Source organism: Brachyspira innocens ATCC 29796, assembly GCF_000384655.1.
GTDB lineage: Bacteria > Spirochaetota > Brachyspiria > Brachyspirales > Brachyspiraceae > Brachyspira > Brachyspira innocens.
Genome location: NZ_ARQI01000130.1, coordinates 86464 through 112719, shown reverse-complemented (window position 1 = coordinate 112719; position 26256 = coordinate 86464). Strand labels below are relative to the sequence as shown.

Annotated in this window: 25 protein-coding genes and 1 tRNA gene; 8 read left to right on the top strand and 18 right to left on the bottom strand. The window is 28.1% G+C overall.

Annotation, left to right across the window (positions count from 1 at the left end):
* Positions 1-20 precede the first annotated feature (20 nt).
* The 3 genes from F811_RS0115070 (at position 21) to F811_RS0115060 (ending at position 3472) form a co-directional block, all read left to right on the top strand.
* Positions 21-488, top strand: a complete 468-nt coding sequence (locus F811_RS0115070; protein WP_020006060.1) for a YaaR family protein — start codon at positions 21-23, stop codon at positions 486-488.
* Positions 485-1165, top strand: a complete 681-nt coding sequence (gene tsaB / locus F811_RS0115065; RefSeq protein WP_020006059.1) for a tRNA (adenosine(37)-N6)-threonylcarbamoyltransferase complex dimerization subunit type 1 TsaB — start codon at positions 485-487, stop codon at positions 1163-1165. The genes F811_RS0115070 and tsaB overlap by 4 nt, the downstream gene beginning before the upstream one ends.
* 147 nt (positions 1166-1312) lie before the next feature.
* Positions 1313-3472, top strand: a complete 2160-nt coding sequence (locus F811_RS0115060) for a methyl-accepting chemotaxis protein (protein ID WP_020006058.1) — start codon at positions 1313-1315, stop codon at positions 3470-3472.
* A 51-nt stretch (positions 3473-3523) separates the two neighbouring features.
* On the opposite strand, the gene F811_RS15890 is transcribed toward F811_RS0115060, so the two are convergent.
* The 8 genes from F811_RS15890 to F811_RS0115025 form a co-directional block, all read right to left on the bottom strand.
* On the bottom strand, positions 3524-4294 hold the full coding sequence (locus tag F811_RS15890) for a tetratricopeptide repeat protein (protein WP_020006057.1): 771 nt from the start codon (positions 4292-4294) through the stop codon (positions 3524-3526).
* Positions 4287-4595, bottom strand: a complete 309-nt coding sequence (locus F811_RS17070; protein WP_020006056.1) for a tetratricopeptide repeat protein — start codon at positions 4593-4595, stop codon at positions 4287-4289. Before F811_RS17070 ends, F811_RS15890 begins: the two co-directional genes overlap by 8 nt.
* A 275-nt stretch (positions 4596-4870) precedes the next feature.
* The gene (locus F811_RS0115050) at positions 4871-5368 is read right to left on the bottom strand and encodes a dihydrofolate reductase (protein WP_020006055.1); all 498 of its coding nucleotides are present in this window, start codon (positions 5366-5368) and stop codon (positions 4871-4873) included.
* A 3-nt stretch (positions 5369-5371) separates the two neighbouring features.
* Positions 5372-6154 carry a TdeIII family type II restriction endonuclease gene (locus F811_RS0115045; RefSeq protein WP_020006054.1) on the bottom strand — a complete coding sequence of 261 codons (783 nt, stop codon included), beginning with the start codon at positions 6152-6154 and terminating at the stop codon, positions 5372-5374.
* Positions 6155-6162: 8 nt separating this feature from the next.
* The gene (locus tag F811_RS0115040) at positions 6163-7734 is read right to left on the bottom strand and encodes a DNA methyltransferase (protein ID WP_020006053.1); all 1572 of its coding nucleotides are present in this window, start codon (positions 7732-7734) and stop codon (positions 6163-6165) included.
* A 21-nt stretch (positions 7735-7755) separates the two neighbouring features.
* Positions 7756-8556 carry a thymidylate synthase gene (locus tag F811_RS0115035; RefSeq protein WP_020006052.1) on the bottom strand — a complete coding sequence of 267 codons (801 nt, stop codon included), beginning with the start codon at positions 8554-8556 and terminating at the stop codon, positions 7756-7758.
* 172 nt (positions 8557-8728) lie between these two features.
* The gene (gene pepT / locus F811_RS0115030; protein ID WP_020006051.1) at positions 8729-9973 is read right to left on the bottom strand and encodes a peptidase T; all 1245 of its coding nucleotides are present in this window, start codon (positions 9971-9973) and stop codon (positions 8729-8731) included.
* 43 nt (positions 9974-10016) lie between these two features.
* Positions 10017-11579, bottom strand: a complete 1563-nt coding sequence (locus tag F811_RS0115025; protein ID WP_020006050.1) for an AbgT family transporter — start codon at positions 11577-11579, stop codon at positions 10017-10019.
* A gap of 359 nt (positions 11580-11938) precedes the next feature.
* Here F811_RS0115025 and F811_RS0115020 point away from each other — a divergent pair, with 359 nt between their 5' ends.
* Positions 11939-12310 carry a hypothetical protein gene (locus tag F811_RS0115020; protein WP_020006049.1) on the top strand — a complete coding sequence of 124 codons (372 nt, stop codon included), beginning with the start codon at positions 11939-11941 and terminating at the stop codon, positions 12308-12310.
* 43 nt (positions 12311-12353) lie between these two features.
* On the top strand, positions 12354-12626 hold the full coding sequence (locus F811_RS0115015) for a hypothetical protein (RefSeq protein WP_026364481.1): 273 nt from the start codon (positions 12354-12356) through the stop codon (positions 12624-12626).
* Between the two features lie 4 nt (positions 12627-12630).
* Here F811_RS0115015 and F811_RS0115010 read toward each other — a convergent pair.
* Positions 12631-12711: transfer RNA gene (locus F811_RS0115010), tRNA-Leu, on the bottom strand.
* Positions 12712-12766: 55 nt separating this feature from the next.
* Here F811_RS0115010 and F811_RS0115005 point away from each other — a divergent pair.
* Positions 12767-14524 (top strand): YhjD/YihY/BrkB family envelope integrity protein, encoded by a 1758-nt coding sequence (locus tag F811_RS0115005; protein ID WP_020006047.1) that lies wholly within the window; start codon positions 12767-12769, stop codon positions 14522-14524.
* Between the two features lie 60 nt (positions 14525-14584).
* Here the strand turns inward: F811_RS0115005 and F811_RS0115000 are convergent, their stop codons facing one another.
* On the bottom strand, positions 14585-15838 hold the full coding sequence (locus tag F811_RS0115000; RefSeq protein WP_020006046.1) for a homoserine dehydrogenase: 1254 nt from the start codon (positions 15836-15838) through the stop codon (positions 14585-14587).
* Positions 15839-16175: 337 nt separating this feature from the next.
* Here F811_RS0115000 and F811_RS0114995 point away from each other — a divergent pair, with 337 nt between their 5' ends.
* Together F811_RS0114995 and recO are read left to right on the top strand one after the other, a co-directional pair.
* Entirely contained in the window at positions 16176-16343 is a 168-nt protein-coding gene (locus tag F811_RS0114995) for a DUF362 domain-containing protein (protein WP_013112710.1), read from the top strand.
* 84 nt (positions 16344-16427) lie between these two features.
* The gene (gene recO / locus F811_RS0114990) at positions 16428-17225 is read left to right on the top strand and encodes a DNA repair protein RecO (protein WP_020006045.1); all 798 of its coding nucleotides are present in this window, start codon (positions 16428-16430) and stop codon (positions 17223-17225) included.
* Here the strand turns inward: recO and F811_RS0114985 are convergent.
* The 8 genes from F811_RS0114985 to F811_RS0114950 all read right to left on the bottom strand — a co-directional run bounded on the left by F811_RS0114985 (position 17214) and on the right by F811_RS0114950 (position 26251).
* Positions 17214-17879: an HAD-IA family hydrolase gene (locus F811_RS0114985; protein ID WP_020006044.1), complete on the bottom strand. Its 666-nt coding sequence runs from the start codon at positions 17877-17879 to the stop codon at positions 17214-17216. The genes recO and F811_RS0114985 overlap by 12 nt on opposite strands.
* 23 nt (positions 17880-17902) lie before the next feature.
* Positions 17903-18868, bottom strand: coding sequence for a hypothetical protein (locus tag F811_RS0114980; protein WP_020006043.1), 966 nt, complete (start codon positions 18866-18868; stop codon positions 17903-17905).
* Positions 18869-18893: 25 nt separating this feature from the next.
* Positions 18894-20876, bottom strand: a complete 1983-nt coding sequence (locus tag F811_RS0114975) for a FapA family protein (RefSeq protein WP_020006042.1) — start codon at positions 20874-20876, stop codon at positions 18894-18896.
* A gap of 14 nt (positions 20877-20890) precedes the next feature.
* Positions 20891-21709, bottom strand: a complete 819-nt coding sequence (gene whiG / locus F811_RS0114970; RefSeq protein ID WP_013112715.1) for an RNA polymerase sigma factor WhiG — start codon at positions 21707-21709, stop codon at positions 20891-20893.
* 75 nt (positions 21710-21784) lie between these two features.
* Positions 21785-22684 carry a sigma-70 family RNA polymerase sigma factor gene (locus tag F811_RS16390; protein ID WP_020006041.1) on the bottom strand — a complete coding sequence of 300 codons (900 nt, stop codon included), beginning with the start codon at positions 22682-22684 and terminating at the stop codon, positions 21785-21787.
* Positions 22685-22725: 41 nt separating this feature from the next.
* Positions 22726-23334: a hypothetical protein gene (locus tag F811_RS0114960; RefSeq protein WP_020006040.1), complete on the bottom strand. Its 609-nt coding sequence runs from the start codon at positions 23332-23334 to the stop codon at positions 22726-22728.
* Between the two features lie 34 nt (positions 23335-23368).
* Complete coding sequence (locus F811_RS0114955) at positions 23369-24232, bottom strand: MinD/ParA family protein (RefSeq protein WP_020006039.1); 864 nt, start codon at positions 24230-24232, stop codon at positions 23369-23371.
* Between the two features lie 36 nt (positions 24233-24268).
* Complete coding sequence (locus F811_RS0114950; protein ID WP_020006038.1) at positions 24269-26251, bottom strand: flagellar biosynthesis regulator FlhF; 1983 nt, start codon at positions 26249-26251, stop codon at positions 24269-24271.
* Positions 26252-26256 lie beyond the last annotated feature (5 nt).

The window sequence follows — 26256 nt, the reverse complement described above, 5'->3', positions numbered from 1 at the left end:
AAATTATGGAGAAAAAATAAATGAGAGTTCAAGACAGAAGAAACAGCGAGATGAATTTAAACAGTATACTTATGACCTCACAAGATGCTTCAATGGTTTCATCTATGAAAGTAGCTGTATCATCATCTCCATTTGCAGCAATGCTTGAAGAAGAAAAAGAAATAAAAAGATACTCTTATGAATTAGACGAATTAAAAAGACAAATATACGATGCTGGAAACATGCTAGAAAAAAGTGCCAATATAAAAGACTTTCAAAAATTTAGAGATTTAATAAGAGCATTAACCGACAAATTAGTAAAAGATGCATACAGGATAAGAATAGTATCATCATATATGAGAAGAGGACGTGAATATCAGGTTGTTTCAAAAATCAATGAAGAACTCGATTCATTATATAAACTAATAATGACAGAGCAGAAAAACCATATAGCCATAGCAAATAAGGTAATGCGTCTTAAGGGTTTGGTATTAGATTTAATGTCATGAGCAATATACTAGCATTCGATACAGTATCTACTAGCTTTTCTATAGCTATTCAAAAAGAAAACGGTTCAATAATAGAATACAATAAAGAAAATGTAAAAAATCATAATGAAGAGCTGCTCCCAGTACTTCACAATTTTTTAACTAATAACAACCTAACATTGGATAATATATCATACATAGCATTAGGTATAGGTCCTGGTTCATTTACAGCCTTAAGAATAGCATTTGCCACAATAAAAACTATATGCTATGCAAAAAACATTCCTATAGTTGGAATTTCTAGCCTAGATACTCTGTATGAAAATATATCTGAAAGAGAAGGTATAAAATCGGCTATGATAGATGCAAGAAAAGGAAGTGTCTATGCCAATATATATAATAATAACGAAAAAATAACGGAGAATGCCGACCTCACCTATCAGCAATTCATAGACATAATTAACTCCATTAACACTTCAAATAAAAATATCACTTTATGCGGAGATGGATTTTCAAAAAATTCTGATTTCTTTATAGAAAACTTGAAAAATTATAATATAAACAAATTAGACAATTCATACAATATCATAAAAGCGTCAAAAACTATCAAATTATCCGCAAATAAAAAATTCGATGATGTATTTTCACTAATTCCATTATATGTAAGAAAAAGCGAAGCCGAATACAAAAAAATGTAATTTTTTTTAAAAAATAACTGCAAATTACACGATAATTTATATGCTATGTAAAAAATATATCTTGACTTCATTAAAAATATTGTTATTATATATAAGAATGTTAATATATTATTTTTAACATAATCGAAAAATTGTTGGAGTTTGAAAGTGAGAAAATTGCAATCCTTGAAGGTTAAAATACCTTTTTTCGTAATGCTGATTGTTACTGTAATGACAATCATATTGGTTACTCTTCTTATTAGAATAGGTTCTCAAGGTATTAGAAGTTCTGCTATATTCGGTTTTGAATCTACTACTAAAGTGTATGCTAGAATGATAAATGTATGGCTAGAACAATCTATATACACCTCTGAAGCTATAAGCAAAGGATATCCACAATTAATCGCATTTCTTCAAGATAGAACAGCAGAAAATAGAGCTCTTCTTGAGACAAGTCTTAAAAATGTTGTGGCAAATAACATTAATATACAAGGTATTGTGGTTTTAGATGCTAATGGTAATGTTGTAGCTGATAGTTTGGATGGAAAAGTGGTTAATTCTTCAAGTACAAGAAATTTTGGCGGAACAGAACTATGGCAGAAGATTATGTCTGGTCAGTCTTCAATGCTCTCTACAGTAGATCCTTCGCCAGCTGATAACACCAAATATGTAGTAAAAATTTTCTCCCCTATAAAAAACTCATCTGGAAGTGTAGTTGGTGCTATATCAACAATGATAGATTGGTTAGGATTTATAGATAAAGAATTGAATCTTGTAAAATTGGGAAATACTGGACACCCATTTATTGTAGACCCTGACAGATGGGTTATAGCAGACCCTGTTCCTTCTCATGTAAGAAGCGAAGTTTTAAGAAATGCTGATTATATAAAATATGCTGTTGAAAATGAATCTGGATACTATGAATTTAAATCTCCTTTTAATGGCAAAGATTCTATAGCTACTTTTTATAAGGAACCTATATCAGGCTGGTCTGTTGTTATGAGTATAGAATCTGATGAATTGTTTGCTCATATAAACGCTATGAAAAGATATGCTATTATTGGTACAATAGCAATACTTATTATAGCTTCTATAGTTATAGTATTCTATATAAGCAAAATAACAACTATACTTCATGTTTTGGCAGTAGATTTAACTAGTCTTTCTAAAGGTGATCTTAGCTGGTCTACTACTCCGGGATTTGAAAAGAGAAAAGATGAGTTTGGTGAAATTGCTGTTGCTTTAATAAATATATTAGACCAATTAAATGAAAAGGTAAGAATAGTATATGATAGTGCCTATACTGTAAAAGCATCTGCTAATGAGGTGGCACAAGGTAATATAGATTTATCAAATAGAACAGAAAATCAGGCTTCAGGACTTGAAGAAACTGCTTCTTCTATGGAAGAAATTGCTTCTACAATAAAATCTTCTGCTGAGCATACTTTAGAAGGTAATAATATGATGATTAATTCTAAAAAGGCTATTGAAGAGGCTGGAAGAATTATTGAAGAAAGTACTCAGAATATTGAAGCTGTATATGAATCTAGTTCAAAAATCAGTGCTATTACAAAAATAATTGAAGATATAGCATTCCAAACTAACATACTTGCTCTTAATGCTGCTGTTGAGGCTGCACGTGCTGGAGAACAAGGAAGAGGTTTTGCTGTTGTTGCTTCAGAAGTTAGAAACTTGGCTCAAACTACTCAAACTTCAGTTAAAGATATTACTACTTTGGTTGCTGATTCTGAAGAAAAAATTGCTGCTGCTACTGAAACTGCTAGAGAATCAAAAGAAATATTCCAAAACCTAAGAGCTCAAATAGAAGAAACTGCTAAAATTATGCAGGATTTAAGTTCTACTGCTATGGAACAACAGGCTGGTGTTGACCAAGTTAATATAGCTATTACTCAAATGGATATGACTACTCAGCAAAATGCTGCTTTAGTAGAAGAATCTACTGCTGCTTCTGAGGCTTTATTCTCTCAAGCTGAAGAATTAGTAACTGCTATGGAATTCTTCAAATTAAGAGGTTCTAATGTTAAAAAGAGCATAACAAAAGTAGAAAGAAAAAAATCTTCTCCTACAACCGATTCTAAAGCTGTTCAGGAAAATAAACCTGCAGCAACAAAATCAAGTTCTGCTACTAAGCCTTCAAGCTCTTCTTCAAAACCAGAGTTAAAAAGACCTGAATTGAAAAGCCCTATTAAAAAACATCATGAGGAAAAAATAACACCTCAGGTTTCTTCAAAAACTGTAAAAGATAATGAGTTTGGAAATACATTTGATACTTCTAAAGATACTTCAGATGGTTTTGAATCATTTTAATCTTTAATACTTATAAAATTAAAAGCGAAGGATTTTTAATCTTTCGCTTTTTTATTTTTTCAATATTGACTTAATTTTTGAAATCATTTTTAATACAATAACTTTAATATTACTATCAGCTTTATCAAAATCTTTTATAGCATTTTTATAGTCTGACAATTTATATTTAGCAAATCCCCTATAAAAATAGACATCATTTGATACATTATCACAATCTATGTATTTATCATAATATTCTATAGCTTCTTCATAAAGCCTCAATTTTAACTTAGCATAAGCTAGTCGTAAGTAAGCATTAAAATTTTTTGGTTCCAACTCTATAACCTTATAAAAATCATTTACAGCTTCTTCATATAATTTTAAATTAATTTTTGATATTCCCCTATTATAATATGCCTTTGAATAATTTTTATCTAATTCTAATGCTTTGTCAAAATAATACAAAGCTTCTTTATCTATTCTTAAATCCTGTTTTACTATACCTATATTATTATATGTATAAGCAAAGTTACTATCCAATTCTAAAGCCTTATTAAAATATTCTATAGCCTCATCATACTTCTTTAGATTATATTTAGAAAGACCTATATTATAATAAGCTTTTGAATAATTTTTATCTAATTCTAATACTTTATTAAAATCTTTTATCGCCTCTTCATAGAGACCAAGATCATTTTTTACCAAACCTATATTATTATAGGTATGCACATTGGGCGATATTTCTATAGCCTTTATATAATTTCTTATAGCCTCCTCATAATTACCCAGATTATGATTAGCTAATCCTATATTATTATAAACCTGAATACAATTATTATCCAATTCCAAAGGCCTTATTATAATACTTAATAGCCTCTTTATAATTACCTAAATTATGATGAACTAAACCTATATTATTATAAGCATGAACATAGTTTGGATCTATACTGATAACTTTTTCAAAATCTTTAATGGCTTCTTCATACATTCCTAAACTACTCTTTGCAAGCCCCCTATTGTTATAAAGCTCTACAATATCCCCATAATAAAAAATTAGTTTATCAAAATATTCTATGGAATTTTTATAATCACCGCCATTAAAAGCGTCATTTGCCAATTGTAATAAATCATCAAGATTACTCATAACAAATAACCCCTAAATAAAATCACTTTATTTATCAATAATTTTTTACCATATATAACAAGAATTTTACATATATAAAAAATTGTATAGTAATTTTTAATTTTTGCAACAGTATTACTGTAAATAATATTGCAAAAACTATTTTTATGATAATTTATATTTATATAATAATAAAATATTCAGTATATACTGTATAGAAAGTTTATTGAAAAAGAAATCATTTCATATTCTATAATAAAAATAAAGTATATATATGATAGCAAATTATTATTAAACTATTTTTTTCTGCTATATTCCACAATATCAACATTTATATCATTATAGATAAAACTTTTTAATTTATTTGAATTAAACAAACTTTTATCCATTTCTGGAAAAAATCTATCACAGTTATAATCTTTATTTATGTGAGTAAGATAAATACTATCAGCATAATCTAACGCCTTTTTATATATAGATTCTCCTCCTATAATGAATATCTGATTATATTTTTCTAATAACAATTTAGACAAAACATTTTCAAGTGAATTATCAAAAAAAAGATTATCATATTTAATCTCATTATTTATACTAGAAGATATAACAATATTTTTTCTTTTTGGAAGCGGTTTAGATCCTAAAGATTCAAAAGTTACACGTCCCATAATAACAGGATATCCTGTAGTAGTGCTCCTAAAAAACTGCATATCTTCTTTTATATGTCCCCAAGGCATAATACCATTTAAACCTATGCCATTTTTTGAATCCACTGCCGCAATTAATGAAACTATCATATATTATCCTTTTAAAAAATTGGAAAAATATTCATCTATTTCTTTTCTCATATTAAGACCTACTTCTTCAAAACATAATAAAATATCATCATAAACATTATCACCGCCTATAAAATTCCAAAGTTCTTCTGCTACTTTTAATTCTTTATCCAAATCAAGCATGCCAGCTATAGTCCATCTTTCATAAGGTTTCGGTGCATAAGGATTGTACGGTATAGCTATAATGGAATGAACATTATTTTTATCATTAGAATATAAAGTTACTGCTGCCCATTCTAATAAAGTCCTTTTAAAATTCTGAAATTCGCCTTTATTAGGTTTTGCTGTTTTTAAATCTATTAAATATATATTATTATGATAATCTTCAATATAAATATCTACCTTTGTTGGTTTTATTTTTTTAGCTTCCCCTACTTTGCACACTTTTTTTATTAATTTAATTTCATTATCTTTATTTGGTTTTTTATTAGCGGATCTAAGATCATCCATTATATTCTGTATAACTATTTGTGATTCTGATGTAATTATATCATTAGGTTTAACTTGCTTATCAATAACTTTAAATCTATCTTTACCTAATTCAATGGCTAGTGGTTCAAATATTGTAGTACCAAAATTAGTATTTAAAGAATGTATAAATGAAAATAAAGCCATTCTATCTTTACCAAGTAAACGAGTGTGAAAAGGCATTGATGTTGTTTCTGGTTTATAATCTTTAAATTTATTTCTTAAAGTTGTATATAATTTATCTTTTATAGCATCTTTTTGTTTATTATTCAATGGCATAAAAACTCCTATAACTCTTTTAAGTGAAATATTATTTCAGAGTATGCTGCTTTATCTTTCTCTACTCTATTTAACACAGGTCTTTTAAAAGTATTAACTATTTTCATATTTGATTTATAAGCTATCTCAGGATACAAATTATATTTATCATTAGCAACAATAAAAATATTATAATCATCTAGCATATATTTTTTAGCATTTAATAAAACTTTTGATATATCTTCAGTATATTCTTTTTTAGCATTTAAACTTGTACCTTTAGATAATGAACCTATCTCAAAATTGTCATTTCTATTAAAAGAAAATAAATCATAAGCATAAGCATGCTGCTCATGGTAATCTATAAGTCCTATATACGGTGGACTTGTAAATATACCATTTATTCTTTTATTTTTTAATATATTATAAAAAACATTATCAGATATTTTTACTTCATTAAAAATATCTATATTCCTAGAATCCCCAGTTATACATAATTGATGAGTATTAGTTCTTAATGAATTAAATTCATATAAACGCTTTATTGTATCAATAGAATATTTTTTCCACCATTTAATAATAGAAAATAATGGTTTACATATTTTATAATGTTTACGGCAATAATATGCGGATGTTACAGGTTTTAATAAAGTACCCAAATCAGAATGAGTTGTTGCTCTGCAAGAACGCATTGTTCTACTTAAAATTACTTGTAAGATACTTTTTATTTTTACATCATTTATATTATTTATTAAATTATTAATATAATTTAATTCATCAACTATACTTGGGATAAACCACTTATATATAAATGAATTATTATTATCATTATGTAATTTTATATTATATTTTTTTATTAAATCGTTATAAATAATTAGAAATTCATCTTCTTTTTCTTTTCCGTATATATTAGAATCTATCTTTTTATCCCTAACTTTTTTTTTATAATCTAATATATTAAAATTAATTTCATTGAATTCTATCAATTTATTATTAAGTTCATATTCAAATTCCAAACTTGGTTTTATATAACATTCTAATTTATCTGTCAGAATATTAATAATATTTTCAAGATTTATTAAATCAATTTCTCTTATTTTACAATTTGAAATCATAGAATTAAATTCAGATATATCCACACCTATGGCATTAATACCCAATTCATTAGCTTGAACAAGAGTTGTACCGCTTCCGCAAAATGGGTCTAATATTATATCATTTTCTTTAAAATATATATCTTTTTTAAATTCATCTATATGACTATCTATAAAATATTCAACAAGCTGAGGTATAAATTTTCCTTTGTATGGGTGCATACGATGAACATGTTTTGTAGTATCAGATTCTTTTAAATTATCAAAAGAAAGTTTCCAGTTTAAATCATTTCCAAGTTTATTTTTCCAATTAATTTCTCTTTTATTTTTATCGTAATATTTTTTCAAATCTGATTGAGAAACATAAGCTACACCATTATTTATAACTTTATCTATCAAAGCATACTGAACTAAATAACTAATATTAGATATAGTTACTGCTTTGTTAGTATATTCTGAAGCCCAAATAGCTGCAGCATTTAAAGTTATTAAGTCCGACTTATTCATTATTTATAAAACTCCATAAAATCATACTGCTACCTCCGCTTTTATAGTAGGATAATATTTATAGCCTTCTAATCTAAAATCTTCATAAACATGACTAAATATATTAGGACGATTCTCTATAAATAATTCTGCAGTATTTTCATAAGGCTCTCTTGAAAGCTGAAGTTTTACCTGTTCTATATGATTATTATAAATATGAGCATCACCAAAAGTCATGATGAGTTCTGAAGCATGAAGTCCGCTATGCATAGCTAAAAGCCTTGTAAGTATAGCATAAGAACTTATATTAAAAGGAACACCCAAAAATAAATCGGCAGAACGCTGATATAAATGTGTTATAATTCCACCTTTATTATTAACAGAAAACTGACACATCATATGACAAGGAGGAAGATGCATTTTATCAATCTCCCCTACATTCCAAGCATTTAAAATATTTCTTCTGCTAGTAGGATTATTTCTTAATGTGTTTACTATATTTGATATCTGATCTATTTTATTTCCTTCTTTAGTCTCCCAAGCTCTCCACTGTTTGCCGTATACAGGACCAAGCTCTCCCATATCATCAGCCCATTCGTCCCATATATGAACATTATTTTCAAGTAAAAATTTTATATTAGTAGAACCTTGTAAAAACCATAATAATTCTATAATAACACCTTTCATAAATACTCTTTTTGTAGTTATAATAGGTATTTTATTTCCTTCAAATTTAAATCTTAATTGAGGTCCGAATATTCTTCTTGTACCAACTCCAGTTCTGTCTAAAGTTTCCTCACCTTCTTCCAATACTTTTTTTAATAATTCTAAATAGTTTTTCATACAAAATCCTAGTTTATAAGTTCTGACTGATTATATTTAATCATAATAGAGAGTAATTATACATGTTTAATAGATTTTATCAATATATACAAAATAACATGTTATTATTAAGCAAGAGGAATTATATATTAATATAAAACCTCCTGCTTAATAAAAATTATACAAATTAAATTTATTTTGATTTAGAAGATATTATTCTTATTATTTCAAGCGTTGTTTGTAAACTTTTATGAAATGAAGATATAGGCAAAAACTCATATATAGAGTGGAAATTATGAGCACCTGTAAAATAATTAGGCGTTAAAAGCCCCTTAACTGATAATGCAGAACCATCTGTACCTCCACGCATTGATATAGTTTTAGGTTCTATATTAAGATTTTTCATAGCTTCATAAATAACATCTATAGGAAATCTATCATCTTTAATAGAATCTGAAATATTAGCGTAGACATCTTCTATAGTTAATGATATTTTTGCTCTAGGTTCTAATTTCTGATATTTTTCAACTGATTCTTTTATTTTGCTTTTTTTCTGTTCATAAAGTTCTTTGCTATGATCTCTTATATTAAGTTTTAATGATGCATTTCTCTGATTTCCGCTTATTCCCTGAACCCAAATATAGCCTTCTTTTTTCTCGGTACATTCAGGAGTAGATTTTCTGTCAAACTCATTAGCTATATCTATGGCTATAAGTATAGGATTCACCAAAACACCTTTAGCACTCATAGGGTGAGCAGTTACTCCCTCTATATCTATTGAGGCACTTCCTGCATTGAATGTTTCATATACAACCTCCCCTATCTCACAGGAATCTATAGTATACGCGAAATCTGGCTTAAATACATTCAAATCCAATGCCTTAGAACCAATTAATCCTATTTCTTCATCTGGTACAAAAGCTATATATATATCACCATGCTCTAGATTATTATCTTTTATATATTTTAATGCTGACATCACCGTAGCTATTGCCGCCTTATTATCAGCACCTAATACACTAGTACCGTCTGAAAATATAATATCATCATTAATGTATTTTTTTATTTCAGGGTGTTCTGAAACCCTAAACATTATATTTTTTTCTTTATTAAGGCATAAATCCTCACCTACAAATTTTAATATCTGCGGGTGAACATCTCCTGTAAGTCCAACGTCCACAGTATCAAGATGAGCAACAAAACCTATAGAATGTATATTATCTTTATTTTTTTCAAGTAAAGCTGTAACTATAGCGTTATCATTTACAACTACATCTTTTAATCCCAAAGCCTTTAAATCCTCTGCCAATACTTTAGCAAGTTTCATCTGACCTTCTGAACTTGGAATTGTCTTAGCTCCTGCAACACTCTGACTTGGTATTGAAACGTATTTAAAAAAGCTATCTATCTGAAATTTTTTAATATCATCGTTTAACATATTTATTTTACCTCTTATTTATAAATTTATAATTTTAAATATTTTAATTAACTGGCGGATACACATAACCGCTGTTAAAACCTATAGGTATATTTAATGCCCAGAATATATAAAGCATTATCATAAGCACAACAAGCAAACCTATACTAAATGGAAGCATCATAGAAGATAATGTACCCACTCCTGTTTTTTTACAATATTTTTGACAATAAAATATTATCAATGGATAAAAAGCAAACATCGGAGTAACAACATTAATAGCCGAATCGCTGACTCTAAATGCTGCCTGAGTAAGTTCTGGAGATATACCTACCGCCATAAGCATTGGTACAAATATAGGTGCTAATATAGCCCATTTTGATGAAGCTGAAGTTATTAACAAATTCAATATAGCTGTAAGCAAAGTTATACCTGCTATAGTTATTTGAGGAGCCATATTCAATGATTTTAAAAATTCTGCACCTGATATGGCTATTAATGTACCTACATTAGAGTTACCGAAAACATATAAGAATTGAGCACAGAAAAATGAAAAAGTTAAAAATGAAGCTAAGTTCTTAACACTTCCAGCCATAGCCAAACTAAAATCTTTTGTTGTTTTGAATTTATTAGTAAGTTTACCGTATGTATATCCGGGTATAACCAAAAATAAGAAAAGTATAGGCACTATTGCCTGCATAACTGGAGCATCTGGAGTTGTTAAGTTACCATTTGGAGATCTTAGTAAAGAATTTTTTGGTACAAGTAAAACTATCAAAAGTACAAACATCAATATCAAAACAGCAAATGCTATTTTAAAAGCCCTGTTTTCTTCTTTTGTTATTGAAGAAATACTAGTGTCTTCAGGCTTAACACCTTCATCGATAGGCATTGTTTTCCATAAAAAAGGCTCTACTATCTTATCCGTAATAAACCAGCATACCAAAATAACAGCAAATGTAGATGATACGCTTAAAAAATAATTACATAAAACATTAACAGTATAAGTAGGATCTATAAGTCTTGCTGCTCCTTGAGTAAATCCCTGCATTATAGGGTCTATTGTAGAAGGTGTGTAGCTTGCAGAAAAGCCTCCAGCAAGTCCTGCAAATGAAGCAGCAATTCCTGCCAAAGGGTGTCTTCCAACAGCAAAAAACATTATAGAAGCTATAGGCATCAATATAACATAAGAAGAATCTGAAGTTATATGGCTTACCACAGATATAAATATTATAGCTGGTGCTATTGCTTTTTTTGGTATTATTGCTAGTAGTTTAATAAGTATCATTCTAATAAATCCGCTGCCCTCTGCCACTCCTATACCTAGTGTAGCAACAACAGTAATACCCAATGGAGGAAAGCTCACAAAATTAGCTGTCATCTTAGTTATAAATTTAGTAAGCTCTGAAGGTGCAAGCATATTTATAATCTTTATCTGCTCGCCTGTTGTAGGGTGAAAATAGTTAAAAGTAAAATGAGATAATATCCATGATACTATAAGCATTATAAAAAATGCTATTAAAAATAAAATAGTTATGTCTGGAAGTTTATTTCCTACTGCCTCAATAATATTCAAAAAACTTTCAAACTTATTAGATTTTTTTACTGCCTTCCCATCACTTTGCATAAAAAACTCCTATAAAAAATATTTATGTTATCATTTAGAAAAATAATTTTACAATATATATTCTGCAAAAATTATTCCTTAATACTAATTTAATAAAAAAGCAATAAAAAATAATTGCCCATATACATAAAAAGTAGTTTTAGAATAAAAAAATTGTAAATAAAAATAATTTCTAAAAAATAAACAGACTTTATTATTATACAATAAAAATTATATTCATCAATACTTTTTATAGAAATTAAAGACAATGACTATAATTCAATTAATATAAAATATACATGGCATAAACATAATATTTTTATTTTATAATTTTTATTACGATATTATAGAATATATCATATTAAAGAGGTATAATATACATGTATAAACTTTATATATTTACATTGTTAATTTTAGTAATAGTTTTATCTTCTTGTCATAAAAAAGAAATCATAAGCACAGAAAAAGGAACTGTAGATTATAGGTTTATTGGTACTTGGGAGTTTATTAATGGAAATAACAAAGAGAAATATACTTTCTTTAATAATAATAAAATAGTTTACAGCAATGATGATAAAAATGCTCCAAACAATAATAAAGTTTATACGTATGAATGGAAAAAAGAAGGAAACAACTATTATTATAGATTATGGGATAATGAATTAGATAATTGGTCAGATTTCCCTATAAAATATATTAATACAAATATAATAAAAATATACTCTGACTTCTTTAAAAAATCATACATTTAACATATAATTATAATATAAACACTACTAATGGAATTATTGAAAAGTGGACTTATTAGTTATTATATTTTTTATAATTATCATCATAATATTTATTTTAATGTTTGGAATATTATTTTTTGTTTCGGGTATAAGTAAGGTTGTAGATTTAATCTCTATGATCATATTTAGAAATCATGAAGACTGTCCGTTTTGTCATTGTAAGAATTCTATGCGAATAATAAAAACTTCAAGCGGATACAAAAAAGTATGTACTAAATGCAGATATTCAATAGAAGTAAAAGATGATAAAAATGATACAGAGAAAAAAGATGAATAAGAATTGCGAGGGGAGGGAATCGAACCCTCATGCCTAGGGCGCTAGATCCTAAGTCTAGTGCGTCTGCCAGTTCCGCCACCCTCGCTTGATTTTTATTTATATATTATACATTATATATTTTTTTTTGCAAGAAGGTTTGTATGGCTAAAATTCAAAAAATTAACAAATTTTTCAAGAAAGTGAAAAAATTTCTAATTGAAGACATATATTTCATTGACCAAAACACATTTAACCCCATACAAAAGTTTTTAGTAAATATATATAGAGTGATTACATTTGCCATTACAGATTTTTTTAAAGATGACTGTACTATAAGAGCAGCAGCTCTAACGTATTTGGTAACATTATCATTTATACCAGCATTGATAGTTGGATTATTTATATTGAGAATTTTTAATATATATCAGAACATATTTCTTGTTATATTTGACTGGATGGAAAAAAATGCACCTTTTTATGAACCTATGGTAAGGCAGATATTAAATATAGCTGATAATACCAATTTGGCAAGTTTCGGTATTATTGGTATTATATCAACTATAGTGAGTACAGCATTAATACTTCATAGTATACAATCATCTTTAGTAAAAATATGGCGTGTAAAAATAACAACTTCTATACCTAGAGTTGTAGCCAATTATATAGCTTTGCTTTTCCTAATTCCTATATTAATTGGCGTATCATTTACTTTAATAACTTATACATCTATAAATTTGCATAATCTTCCAGCATTAATAAAAATACTATTATCTTGGGTTACTCCTATAATATTAACTTCTATATTGGTATTATTTTCTTACGTATTAGTTCCGCAGACAAAAGTAAATTGGTCTAATGCTGCTATATCTTCTATATTAGTGGCCATAGCGATAATAACACTTTTCAGCGTTTATTTTAAACTCAATATAAATGTAAAGAATTATAAACAAATATTTGACAGTGACAGATACAAAATAGAATATATTGTAAAAGAAATTAATACTGGATATACGGAATATAATGATACATCAAATGAAAACATAATAACTAATGAAGTTACTGACACCAATCAAAATATAATAACTAATGAAGTTACTAACGCCAATGAAAATATACTTCAGGAAAATCAAAAAATTGATGTTGAAAATATAACAAGTATAAAAATAGAAAGAATAAGCTATGTTATTATGGAAAATGTTGGAAATGGAATAAGCGGAGCAATATATGAAAAAAAACCTATAGAAACTAATATGCTTGATTTTAAAAGTTTTTCACCAAATGTAGGAGAACAGCTTGTAAAATATAATTTCAAAATAGATGATGTAGTTACTATAAGCAGTGAAAATAATATGCTCACTAGTATAACTCCAGCCGAATTATCATCAGCAAGCTCTTTTGCTCAAATACCTGTATTATTATTATTGTTATATATAGTTTGGATTATTATATTATTCGGTGCTGAACTTACCTACTCTATACAATATTTCAGATCTTATGGAATTGATAAAAGTAATATAAGATTATCATTTGCTGAAAAAGAAGCTATAGCATTAGAATTTATGTATATAGTAACTTACAGATTTATAAATAAGAAAAAAGCAATAACTATGTATGAGCTTGCCAAAGAATTAAGAACAGCACCTACTACAATAACAGAAATATCCGATGCTTTAGAAAAGTCTATGTTTGTAATAAAGATAGTTAATGGCTCAAATATTTCATACACTTTAGGCTGTCAGCCTGAATCAATTACCATAGGAGATATTTTATACTCTTTAAGAATGGACGGAGGATTCAGAAGTAAGAATATAAACTCTAATGATAAATACAAAAACATAATATATCAAAATAAAGCTATATCAATTAAAGATTATAATACAAATCTGCTTCATTTAGCTTATTATAAAAATAAAAAATAAAGCACATATATAGTTATTCAAATCTATATATGTGCTGTTAATCATAAATCTAAAAATATATTATTTTATTTTTGCTATAAATATATCTTCTATTTTTTCAACTTTTTCTATAGCTTCAATTATAGAGTTTATGCTGACATCTTTAAGTACATACATAAAATACCCGTTTCTTTCAACACTTTTTTCAATATTGATATCATAAAAGGCTTCATTAAAGGCAAGTAAATTATTATTATTTGATTTAAATCTTACATAAAAAGTTTCATTTTTATCTTTAAAATCTTTTACTTTGATATTTTTATTCTCATTAACAAAACCAAGTATAGGCACTCTAAGCTCATCAGTAATAAGACTGTTTCTAGCCAAAGTAATAGCATCAGAAACTATAGCACTGCTTGTAGGTCTTCCGCCTGCACCTGATCCATAAAATACTGTGTCTCCTGAACGATCCCCTACAACTGTTATAGCATTAAAAGCATAATCTACCTTTGAAAGCATATTGCTGTCATTAAGTAATGTAGGTATTACGTATATATAGGCATTATCATTTTCATCTAAAGCTGCCTCAGCTATCAATTTAATAGTAAGACCAAGCTCAGAAGCAAATACAATATCATCTAATATAATATTTCTTATTCCTCTAATAAATATCTTATCAAAACTTATAACATTGCAAAAAGCAATAGAAGAAAGTATACAAAGTTTATGAGCAGTATCTATTCCGTCAATATCAAATGTAGGGTCAGCTTCAGCATATCCTTTTTCCTGAGCATCTTTAAGTACAACATTGAAATCTAAATTATTTTTAGTCATGTTTGTTAATATATAATTACAAGTACCGTTTAATATTCCGTAAACACCCTCCATTCTGTCAGAAACCAAACTCTCTTTCATAGCTTTTATTATAGGTATAGCACCAGCAACAGATGCCTCAAATGCTATATCTGTTTTTCTGTCTTTTATAAGCTCTCCAAAACAGTTGGCAAGTAATGCCTTATTTGCTGTAACAACTGGTTTTTTTATTTTCATTAATAGTTCTTTAGCAGTATCCATACCGCCTAAAACTTCTATTACTATATCAATATCATCATCATTCAATATATCGTTCAAATCTTTAGTTTTTATTTCTACCCTGTCCAAAAATTTATCATTTTGTACTTTATCAATATTTCGGCTAAAAATGGTTTTTACGGTTAATTTTATTCCAGTTCTGTTTTCCATTATAGAATTATTCTCAATAATAGTTTTTACTGTATCCTTACCTACATGTCCGTAACCTGCTACTGCAACTTTAAATTCTTTTTTCTTGTCCATTTTTAACTCCTTAAAATTTGATTAAATATAAATTTGTTTTAATAAAATTAACCTTAAATTATTACAAAAGCTAGTAATATTATATTTTTATGATTTCTAAAAATGATATTACTGTATTAAGTTATATTATAACATTTATTAAATAATTTTACAAGGACATTTATGATTTTTTCAAAGTTAATATAAATAATTTAATATTAAGTTAAATAAACAAAACATGTGTTAGATTAATATCAAAATATATTAGAATATATTTATAATTGGATTATAGATATTGATTTCGTTATTAATTTATGTTATAATATAGAGAGTTTAATTAATTATATGGAGGTAAATTATGCCACGTGTTATAAATAACGATTGTGTAGCTTGCGGTTCTTGTAAACCAGAATGTGCATTTGATGCTATTAGCGAAGGAGATATCTACGTGATTGACCCAGACAAATGTACTGACTGTGGTGCTTGTGAACCAGTTTGTCCAAGCAATGCTATTCATCAAGCTTAATAGCTTAACGGCATAGTTCGGGGCGGGTTTCTTTTAAGATAGATTCCTGCCCTATTTTTATATTATATACTTTAAGGAAAAATATTGATAAAAAATACTCAGGCATTTATACTATCATATAATGAGTATAAAACTTCATCTATAATAGCTTCTTTTCTAACTAATAACTCAGTCATTCAGGCTATATGCTATAAAGCAAAAAAATCTTCTAAAGCATTCGGCTCTGATTTGGAAAGTATTTCAAAATTAGATATAGATATATACGAAAAAAAACAGCCTCAATTATCTATATTAAAAGAATCTAGCATTATTAAAAATTATACATCATTAGAAAAGTCAATATATTCATCACTCTTAGTATTTTATATCAGAGAAGTACTGCTATACTGTGCAAGGGATTTTGATGAAAGATATTTTATTTTAATGGAGAAATCTTTAAATGCATTAGAAGAATTAGAAAAACAAGAAAGTCAAAAAGACAATGATAGCAATGATAAAATAAAAAAAATGTATATCAATATTTTAATGAGAGCATTTGAGATGAAAACTCTTCATATAGCAGGAATATCTCCTCATTTGGATAAATGTATACTATGTGAAAACAATAATGCATCATTTTATTCTATAATAGAAGGAGGACTTATATGCTCAAAATGCAAAGCAATAATAAAAGATGCATTTGAAATAACAGAAGATGATAAAAATTTTATGAGAATTATAAAACACACATCATTAATAGATATAGTAAATAGTAAAGATATAATTAACTTGTATAATAATTCAATAGGAACTGTAAAAGATATAATGAACAAATCTTTATTTAATCACATAAACAGAAATATAAAAAGCAAAAAAGTATTAGAAGAAATTTTATTTGCTTAATATATCAAATATTTCTTTAGTATTATCAACTATATAAACAGCATTTTTAAACTCATCATCATTTCCAAATCCGTAACGTACAGCAATAGAATCAATACCCACATTTTTAGCAGCATCTATATCATCTATTCTATCACCTATCATAACAGTTTTGTCTTTTTCAAAATTTTCTTTTTCTAATGCTTCTTTCAATACATCTAATTTATTTTTTATTTTTCCGCCTAAAATAGGTGCATAAAATCCAGTAAAAAATTTTTCCATTCCAAAATGCTCTATTATTCTTAAAGCGGATTCTTTAGGTTTGGCAGTTGCTAAAAATACTTTATAATTATTCTCTGAAAGTTTTTTTATTAAATCATATATGCCGTCATAAAGAGAACAATTAAAAAGCCCGTTATTTCCATTATAATCTTCTCTGTAAAACTTTACAAACTCAAGAGATAATTTTTCATCATCATAACAATATTTTCTAAAACTTGAATCTAAAGGAGGACCTATAAACTTTTTTAATGTTTCATTACTTGGGATATTTATATTTAAATTATATGTTTCATTAATTTTTTTTACCCCGTATAAAACACCATTCATTATACCTGAAGCAGAATCAATAATTGTTCCGTCAAGATCAAACAATATATTACAATATTTACTCATTTCTTATCACTCATACATATCAACTATTTAGAAACAAAAATATAACCAGAAGCTGGAATTATCTCAAAGTCTTCTTTAGTTTTTTCTTTAATAGCTTTAAATAACAAATTAAGTCCCAAACTATCGCTTGACATATGACCAGCACAAATAACATTTATATAATGTTTTTTGCATTCATCTAAAAGTCTGTCAGATATATTCATAACTATAATAGTAGAAATACCCGCTTTAGAAAGTGCATATATCATAGCAGAGTCAAATGAAGCTCCTCCTGTCATATCAACAATAATACTTCCAACTTTAGATTTATTAGAACCATTAAATATTTTAGGAGGATTATAACGCTTAGCCGATATTTTATATTCTTCTATTGTGTATAAAATATCAATTATATCTGATAATGTATTAGGCTTTTCTAATTTCATCTTTTCAGTTAAAAAACTCTCTACAAAATTATCAGCCACAGTATGCATACACATATAATTAAGTTTAAGAAGTTTAGCAGTTTCAACATCTCTATAATGATTGGCTCCGTATACAGAACGGCTTACTTCATTAAGTCTTTTATTAGTTAAAGCCTCAGATACATTTATAGGCACATTATGCAAAGCGTTTTTTTCAGCCTGCATTTCTATAACATCATAAAAATTAACAAAACCATACCCATTAGGGTGATGAGTTATAACCAAATCGATATTTTCATTTTTTTCATTAAGTCTGTCAGCAAGTAAAAGCTCTGAAGTCTGCATATCTATACCGCAGAAAATTTTTTTTATATCTTTATCCTCTGCAATATTAAGAACTCTTGTATCGGCATAAGGATTAAATATTGTGTCTTTATCAAAATATTCTTTTTTATTTTCATCTAAACTATTATAATTTTTTTTCGTGTTTTCAAACTCTTTTTCTACAATCGCTCTGCCTCTAGGATCAGCATCAATAGCACATTCAACAGCTGCTCTGTATAATTCATTTATTTTTAAAGCCATATATTTTTTAACCTCTTATTTAAGATTATTCATCATCTTCATTTTTTTTGCTGTCATTTTTAGGTTCGCCTCTATATTTTTCTGTCTGTATCATTCCGCCTTCTTCAAAGAAAGTTATAGCTTTATAGCTTTGTCTTATTGTAAACTCAGCACTTCCTATAATTAATTTAACTCCCGGAAGCATCTCTTTACCAGCACTAACTGTAGATTCCACTTTTTCTACTTCTATATTCTGATTTAATGCTTCTCTTTCTAAAACAACCTCTTCTCTTCTGCTATTCGCCTGTGATAACTGATCTTTATAACTCTGTAACTGATCTTTTTTCTCATCATCAAGTTTTTTAAGTTTAGCAGCCTGTTCAAGAGATTTTATATTTCTTTCTGTTTCTTCTATAGAACTGTCTAATTCTTCTTTTTCTTTATCCAAATCATCAATGGCACGTCTTTTAGCAGGAGATATACCTGTTTCTATCAATGTTATGGCACCAGCCTGAGAGCCCAAAACTTTACCATTAACTTCTCTTAAAGCTCTTAATCTTCCGCCGCTTGCAGAAGCTCTCTTACCTATAAGTATAATTCTATTATCAGCATCAATATTTGAATTAAGTATAGCTTCTGTAACAACAACATTATTTCCAGCCTGAACATTAGAAAACTGTATAAACTTAGCAATAACATCGCCGCCTGCTTTTACAGAGCTATTTTCATTACCCTGAATACCAAGTTTAACCATAATATCACCTTTAGCCTCAAGGTCGCATTTTCCAACAGTTCCATGTACATCGATATTACCTTCTGCTTTTATAGAATAATTATCACTTACACTTCCTTTAACAACAACACTTCCAATAAAATTGATATTTCCAGTCTCAGGACCTACATCTCCAGAAACCTCAAATATAGGCTCAACATTAAGTGATTTTCCTCTAAGTACTACCTGTCCGTTTATAGAAGATATTATATACTCTCCATCATCAGACATCTCAACATTGTCACCCAATATTTCTTTAATATCAATATCTTTTCCGCTCTTAGTTTCTATTTTTACTCCAAGTACAGTTCTTCCTACTTCACCATCAGTTGCAGGTATTTTCCTAGCTAATTTCTGCCCCTGCTCAACATTTTCTACTATGCTTAGATCTTTATAGTCAATACTTTGATCCTCTCCTATATATTTAGGTATAACTTTTTTATTAACATTAACCAAATATTCCACTTTAGCATTCTGACCATTTACAGGAGCACGTCCTTCAGCTGCAAGTATAGGTATATTAAAGGTACCTTCTTCTAAACACTTAACAACATTCTCTTCCTGAAATCCGAAAGTAATTCCATTATTTTCCATTAGCTCTTTTACGTCCTGCAAATCCATTTCTCTTCCGCCTTTATTAGGTTTGGTTACAGTAACATAAGCACGCATTTTGTCATCACTAATACTATAACTAATCTTAGCATTATTTCCAGATCTTCCAACGTCCCATTCAGCAACTTTGGCATATTCTCCAGTCTGTTCATGAAGCATTTTCTTAGCCAAATGAGAATCATATTCTTTTATTCCAGCATCTATTAACTTACCTTCCAAAGCTGTTATATCTTCAATTCTTTTTCCATCAGCAACTGGAGGATTAACTTTTAAAAATACTCCGTCTCTTTTTACTCTTACAATTATTTCAGTATCTTTATTAAACACTACTTTTTCTTGGTTATAATCATTTACATTTCCAACAGTATAATCAGCTCCTATAGCAGGGCCTATATTAGATTTGTCATACGTAATATGTGTATATCTTACCAAAAATGGTTTAGCACCTATATTAAAAAATCCTTTGCTTCCCTCTTCCAAAACCTTATAACTCAATTCATAAATCGGACATTGAAATATAGCAGCAGCCTCCTGCATACCGCGTTCCAAAGACGCTACAGATAATTCAACAGAACGTGTATTTTTATTATTATAAACCTCTTTATAAAAATCGCTTTGCAATATTTTTCTTTTTAACTCATTCATAAAAATCACCTATTTTATAATAATTGTTTTTTTATCTCTGAAAGACTATATCTTAATTGCTGTATTGCCTTTGTATGCAATTGAGATATTCTGCTCTCGGATACCTCTAATACTTTTCCAATCTCTTTTAAGGTAAGATCATCATAATAATACAATATAAGTACCTGCTTTTCCTTTTCTGGAAGTTTTTTCAAAGCAGCTACTATTTTATTTTTTACATCTTCTCTTTCAGCCAAATATTCAGGGTTAGTTTTATCATTAGATTTTAATGTATCTATCACAGATATTTCATCAGAATCATCTCCCACATACCAAACATCGCTAAGTGAAGTAGGAGAAGCCTCTATATATCTTTTCATAGTCTCATTATATTTGCTTATAGGTATTCCAAGCATATCAGCTATTTCCTGAGGCTTTATATTTCTGCTTAATCTAGCCTCTAATATTTCTCTTGCCTTCTCTATTTCTTTAACATCTTTACGTATAGACCTAGGAAGATAATCCAATTTTCTAAGTTCATCATATATAGCTCCCCTAATTCTAGTAACTGCATATGTTTTGAACTTAATATCTCTATTAGGGTTATATTTATCAATAGCATCCATAAGTCCGAAAGATCCGAAACCCACCAAATCCTGAAATTCAATATGTTTATGCGAACCCATATTAACAGATATTTTGCTTGCAACATACTTTACCAATGGAGAATATTTAATAATTAAAGCTTCTCTTATATAAGGTGACTGAGTATTTTTAAACTCCTGCCAATATTCCTGTTCATTATCATTAGTAATATTTGGTATTTTACCTTTTTCTTTTTTGTTCATCTTCATAATATTCACTCTAGTTATTAATTTTTTACTATATAATTTTTCTAAATAATTTCTTATTTATCTTTTTTATCGTTTTTAACTTTTTATAATTATTATAACAGCCTTAGTAACTTTTTCAGGCAGTTTTTTCAAATCAGCTATTATTTTATTTTTTGTATATTCTCTATCTATAAAATACTCATGATTAGTTTTAGATTTTAATGTATCTATTACAGATATTTCATCATAATCATCATCTACATACCAAACATCACTCAAATATGTAGTAGGAGTCTCTATATAATTTTTCATAGTTTCATTATATTGGCTTACTGGTATTATAAAAATATCAGTCATTTCCTGAGGCTTTATATTTCTGCTTAATCTTGGCTCTAATATATTACCATTCTTATATAAATCTTTAATATCATTAATAGCTTTTGTATGCAGCTGAGATATTTTACTCTCTGGTACCTCTAATATATTAGCAACCTCTTTTAATGTAAGATCATAATAATAATATAATATAATCACCTGTTTTTCTTTTTCAGGAAGTTTTTTCAAAGCATCTACTATTTTATTTTTCGTATTTTCTCTTTCAGCCACATATTCAGTTTTATCATTAGAATCATCGCCTGCATACCAAACATCTCTCATAGAGTCTGACAGATAATCTAATTCTCTGAGTCCATCATATATAGCTCTGCTAATTTTATCAAGAGCATATGTTTTGAAATTAATATCTACATTATTAGGGTTATATTTATTAATAGCATCCATAAGTCCGAAAGCTCCGAAACCAAACAAATCCTGAAGTTCAACATTTTCCTGAGTGTCCATATTAACATATATTCTGTCTGCAGCATATTTTACCAATGGAGAATATTTATTAATTAAAGCTTCTCTTATATAAGGTGACTGAGTATTTTTAAACTCCTGCCAATATTCCTGTTCATTGTCATTAGTAATATTTGGTATTTTATCTTTGTCTCTCATAATATTCACCCTAACTATTAAATTCTTTATTTTAATATGTTTTACTTATCATCTTTTTCATCTTTAGCTATCATTGTTCTAACAGCCTTAGCTACTTTTTCAGGGTCTTCCCTAACCTCTCTTTCCATCTCTTCACTTGTAACCTTCTTATCAGGGAACATACTGCTGCTGCTTGAAGTATAGCTTGTAGTACTTTGAGTGGTATTGGGCTTACTGAATACTATATCGCCAATATCATCTCCTGAACTTTTATAATTCGGCTTAGTATTTTTATCAAGATTTAAAGGTTTTGGAGCTGCTGAATCAGGACTCAAATCTGGAGTAAAAGGAGCATTATCTGTATCAGGCGAAATTGTATTATTAGTACTATTATCATCTATAGCATTATAGTCTATATCCATATTAGAATTATCTTCTGCTTCATCTATTACATCACCTAAATATTTTTTCAATACTGTACCAAGTAAAAACAATATGGCAATTGTTATAATAGCTGAAAAAATTGCTTTTAATAAAGAAATGTCAATTCTATTTTTATAGGAAACTGATAATATAAGCGTTATAACAAAAGAAAGTCCAGCTATAATTGCTGCTAATTTTCCAAAATTAGATGAAAAATATTGTTTTACTTTTTCAACTATATTATTCATAAATTACCTCTAAGTATTAATTCATTAATAATTTTTATTTTTTACTTACAAAAGATAGAAGAGATTCCATAAATCCTCCCAAACCTTTTGCTTCTCTGTCATCATCATATTCCATATCAACTATTTTTTTAGCAATATTATATATAGACATAGAAGCATGACATTTATTATCATATTGATAAAAAGGAAGCTGCTGAGACACGGCATAAGGAATAGTCTTATCTTCCAAAATATGACCTAAATATTTTACATCCATATCCAAATATTTTTTGCTTGTCATAATAATTTTATCTCCCACTTCTTTACCTTCAGAAGCCTTTGTAACTCTATTAACTAATATTTTTATATCAGCATTAGCATTTTCTGGGGCTATAGATTTTATTACACCATAAGCATCAAGTATAGCAGTAAGTTCTGGAGTTGTAACTACAATACTTTCATCTGATGATAATAGAAAATATAATACTGTATCAGAAATTCCTGCTCCAGTATCTACTATAATAATATCAGCATCATTTAAAGAATCCATACTATTAACCAATTTAGTTAAAGCTCTTCCAGAAAGATTTGCAAGAGAAGAGAATCCTGAAGCTCCTGCAATATATCTTATACCATAATCAGTTTCAAGTACAACCTCATGCAGTTTTTTTACACCTTTAATAACATGGTAAAGATTATATTCTGGTATATTTCCAAGTATTACATTAACATTACCAAGTCCAAGATCAGCGTCTATTAAAAGAACATTCTGACCCAATTCCTGCAATGCTATGGATAGATTAATAGCTATATTAGTTTTGCCTACGCCACCTTTGCCGCTGGCTATACTTATTATACGCTGCGGACGTTTATCTTTTACGCCCATCATCTTTCTTAATTCATCTGCTTGATCTTTCATAATATATACTTAATTTCCTGTTTTTTATAATTATCTTTATTTTGAAGAACCAAATAATCCTTCCATTATTTTATATCCATATTTCTTAGCTGTAGATATATCTTTAGGCACACCCTGACCATGTGTTATATAGGTAATAGGCAGTTTCTTCTTTGTAATAGCACAAATTGAAGAAGCCAAATAATCAGTTTCATCAACTTTTGTAAGTATTACTCCCTTATAATTAGTAGGCTTAAAACCATTAAGTATTTTCACAGCATCTTTATATTTAGCAGTTGCACTCATAACAAGCTGAATATCCATGTCAAATCTTCCAACTGTAGTAAAATATTTTGACATAGCAACTATTTCTTCAGCACTCTTTGGAGAACGTCCCATAGTATCAATAAATAAAAGAGAAGAATTATCCATCTTTCTAATTTCAGCCCTTAAAGCTTCAGGAGTACTTGCACTAGTAAACGGAACTTTCATAATGCTTGCATATCTTTGAAGCTGGTCAACCGCTGCTATTCTGTAATTATCTATTGTAACAAAAGAAACTTTTTTTCCAGACTTCATATGCTGAGCTGCTATTTTAGGTATAGTTGTTGTTTTTCCAACTCCTGTAGGTCCTACAAATACTATAATTTTCTTTTTCGCCCCTACATCTATACCATTAGCCAATATTAATTTATCAGAGAAATATTTTTCAACCTCCTCTCTAATTACATCTTTAGACTGAAAAAATCTTGCATTGCTTGAAGTTAATAAATATTCTCTTAAATCTAAAAGAACCTCTTCAGGAAACTCTCTGTCTCTTAAATAATTGAAGCTCTCTTCCATTCCGTCAGCAGGATTATTTTCAGAGCCATCATCATTATTATTATAGTCATCAGAAGTATCATCTGTATCTTCAAAATAATCTCTCACATTCGTTTTCTTTTCTCTATGTTCTCTAGTGAGATTATTTTCTTCTCTGTATTCTTTTATCTCTTCTATAGCATTATTAATTTCTTCATCTTCAGTATCATTAAATGTATTTCTATTATTACTAGAATTAGTATTATTTTGAGAATTATATTTATTATTTTTATTAATATTTGGCAAACTTCCTTCCAAATATTCTTTTACCATATCTCTTATCTGTTCTTGAACTAATTTTTTTACATTTTCATCTATAGCATTAGCAGTATTAGCTGAATTATTATTCTGATTATTTGAAGTGCTAATATGATTAGGTATAACATTGCTATTAAAATTATTCATATTGCTGTTCATACCATTCATAAAGCTGTTATTAGCAAAATTACTATAATTATTTATTGGAGAAAAACTATTATTAGTAGTATTATAGTCTGAAAGCATTGAACCTTTTACATTAGTAAATGTAGAAGATGAAAAATTGGAATAAGGAGAATTATTAAAATGAGGCAATGGAGTAAAATTATCTGTGCTATTATTATTTATCTCTCTAGCAGATATATTTTCCTTTTTTTCTTCAATAGAATATGAATGATTATTGCTTTCCAAAGTTTCATTAACAAGTTCTTCGTTGATACTACTAATACCATCTCTGCTGTCATCATCAAAACTGTCAGAATGAACAGATTGAGAAGAAGAGTTTAAACTATTTTTCATAGCTGAAGAACTGCTTGTTCTATTAGCATTTCTTTCTCTTGAAGCCTCTTTTAAAGCCTTAGTTACAGCAACTATTCTATCAGCCATTTCACTTGCATCAATAGTTTCAGTTGTATGCTTTTTCATCTCTATTCTGTCGCTTAGAAGTTTGGTTCTATGCATATCATCATCTTCTGTGCTGCTGTCATAAGAATTTTTTTCTTCTGAATTGTTTTTTCTATCATATATAGAGTTATTAAGCATTATTCTAAGTTCATGCTCTGTTTTCATTCCAAGACCTAAAAAACCGCCTACTTTTACATCTTTGCTTGTCAGTATAACAAAATTTCCGCCGTATTCCACTCTTGCTTTGGCAAAGGCGTCAGTCTTATCCTTCCCTCTTATAGTACGTATGTCTACCATATTGT

Excerpts from the sequence above, each read along its gene's own strand:
- F811_RS0115070 (WP_020006060.1), top strand. The coding sequence starts at position 21 with ATGAGAGTTCAAGACAGAAGAAACAGCGAGATGAATTTAAACAGTATA.
- tsaB (WP_020006059.1), top strand. The coding sequence starts at position 485 with ATGAGCAATATACTAGCATTCGATACAGTATCTACTAGCTTTTCTATA.
- F811_RS17070 (WP_020006056.1), bottom strand. The coding sequence starts at position 4,595 with ATGAGTAATCTTGATGATTTATTACAATTGGCAAATGACGCTTTTAAT.
- F811_RS0115050 (WP_020006055.1), bottom strand. The coding sequence starts at position 5,368 with ATGATAGTTTCATTAATTGCGGCAGTGGATTCAAAAAATGGCATAGGT.
- F811_RS0115045 (WP_020006054.1), bottom strand. The coding sequence starts at position 6,154 with ATGCCATTGAATAATAAACAAAAAGATGCTATAAAAGATAAATTATAT.
- F811_RS0115040 (WP_020006053.1), bottom strand. The coding sequence starts at position 7,734 with ATGAATAAGTCGGACTTAATAACTTTAAATGCTGCAGCTATTTGGGCT.
- F811_RS0115035 (WP_020006052.1), bottom strand. The coding sequence starts at position 8,556 with ATGAAAAACTATTTAGAATTATTAAAAAAAGTATTGGAAGAAGGTGAG.
- pepT (WP_020006051.1), bottom strand. The coding sequence starts at position 9,973 with ATGTTAAACGATGATATTAAAAAATTTCAGATAGATAGCTTTTTTAAA.
- F811_RS0115025 (WP_020006050.1), bottom strand. The coding sequence starts at position 11,579 with ATGCAAAGTGATGGGAAGGCAGTAAAAAAATCTAATAAGTTTGAAAGT.
- F811_RS0115020 (WP_020006049.1), top strand. The coding sequence starts at position 11,939 with ATGTATAAACTTTATATATTTACATTGTTAATTTTAGTAATAGTTTTA.
- F811_RS0115005 (WP_020006047.1), top strand. The coding sequence starts at position 12,767 with ATGGCTAAAATTCAAAAAATTAACAAATTTTTCAAGAAAGTGAAAAAA.
- F811_RS0115000 (WP_020006046.1), bottom strand. The coding sequence starts at position 15,838 with ATGGACAAGAAAAAAGAATTTAAAGTTGCAGTAGCAGGTTACGGACAT.
- F811_RS0114995 (WP_013112710.1), top strand. The coding sequence starts at position 16,176 with ATGCCACGTGTTATAAATAACGATTGTGTAGCTTGCGGTTCTTGTAAA.
- F811_RS0114985 (WP_020006044.1), bottom strand. The coding sequence starts at position 17,879 with ATGAGTAAATATTGTAATATATTGTTTGATCTTGACGGAACAATTATT.
- F811_RS0114980 (WP_020006043.1), bottom strand. The coding sequence starts at position 18,868 with ATGGCTTTAAAAATAAATGAATTATACAGAGCAGCTGTTGAATGTGCT.
- F811_RS0114975 (WP_020006042.1), bottom strand. The coding sequence starts at position 20,876 with ATGAATGAGTTAAAAAGAAAAATATTGCAAAGCGATTTTTATAAAGAG.
- whiG (WP_013112715.1), bottom strand. The coding sequence starts at position 21,709 with ATGAAGATGAACAAAAAAGAAAAAGGTAAAATACCAAATATTACTAAT.
- F811_RS16390 (WP_020006041.1), bottom strand. The coding sequence starts at position 22,684 with ATGAGAGACAAAGATAAAATACCAAATATTACTAATGACAATGAACAG.
- F811_RS0114960 (WP_020006040.1), bottom strand. The coding sequence starts at position 23,334 with ATGAATAATATAGTTGAAAAAGTAAAACAATATTTTTCATCTAATTTT.
- F811_RS0114955 (WP_020006039.1), bottom strand. The coding sequence starts at position 24,232 with ATGAAAGATCAAGCAGATGAATTAAGAAAGATGATGGGCGTAAAAGAT.
- F811_RS0114950 (WP_020006038.1), bottom strand. The coding sequence starts at position 26,251 with ATGGTAGACATACGTACTATAAGAGGGAAGGATAAGACTGACGCCTTT.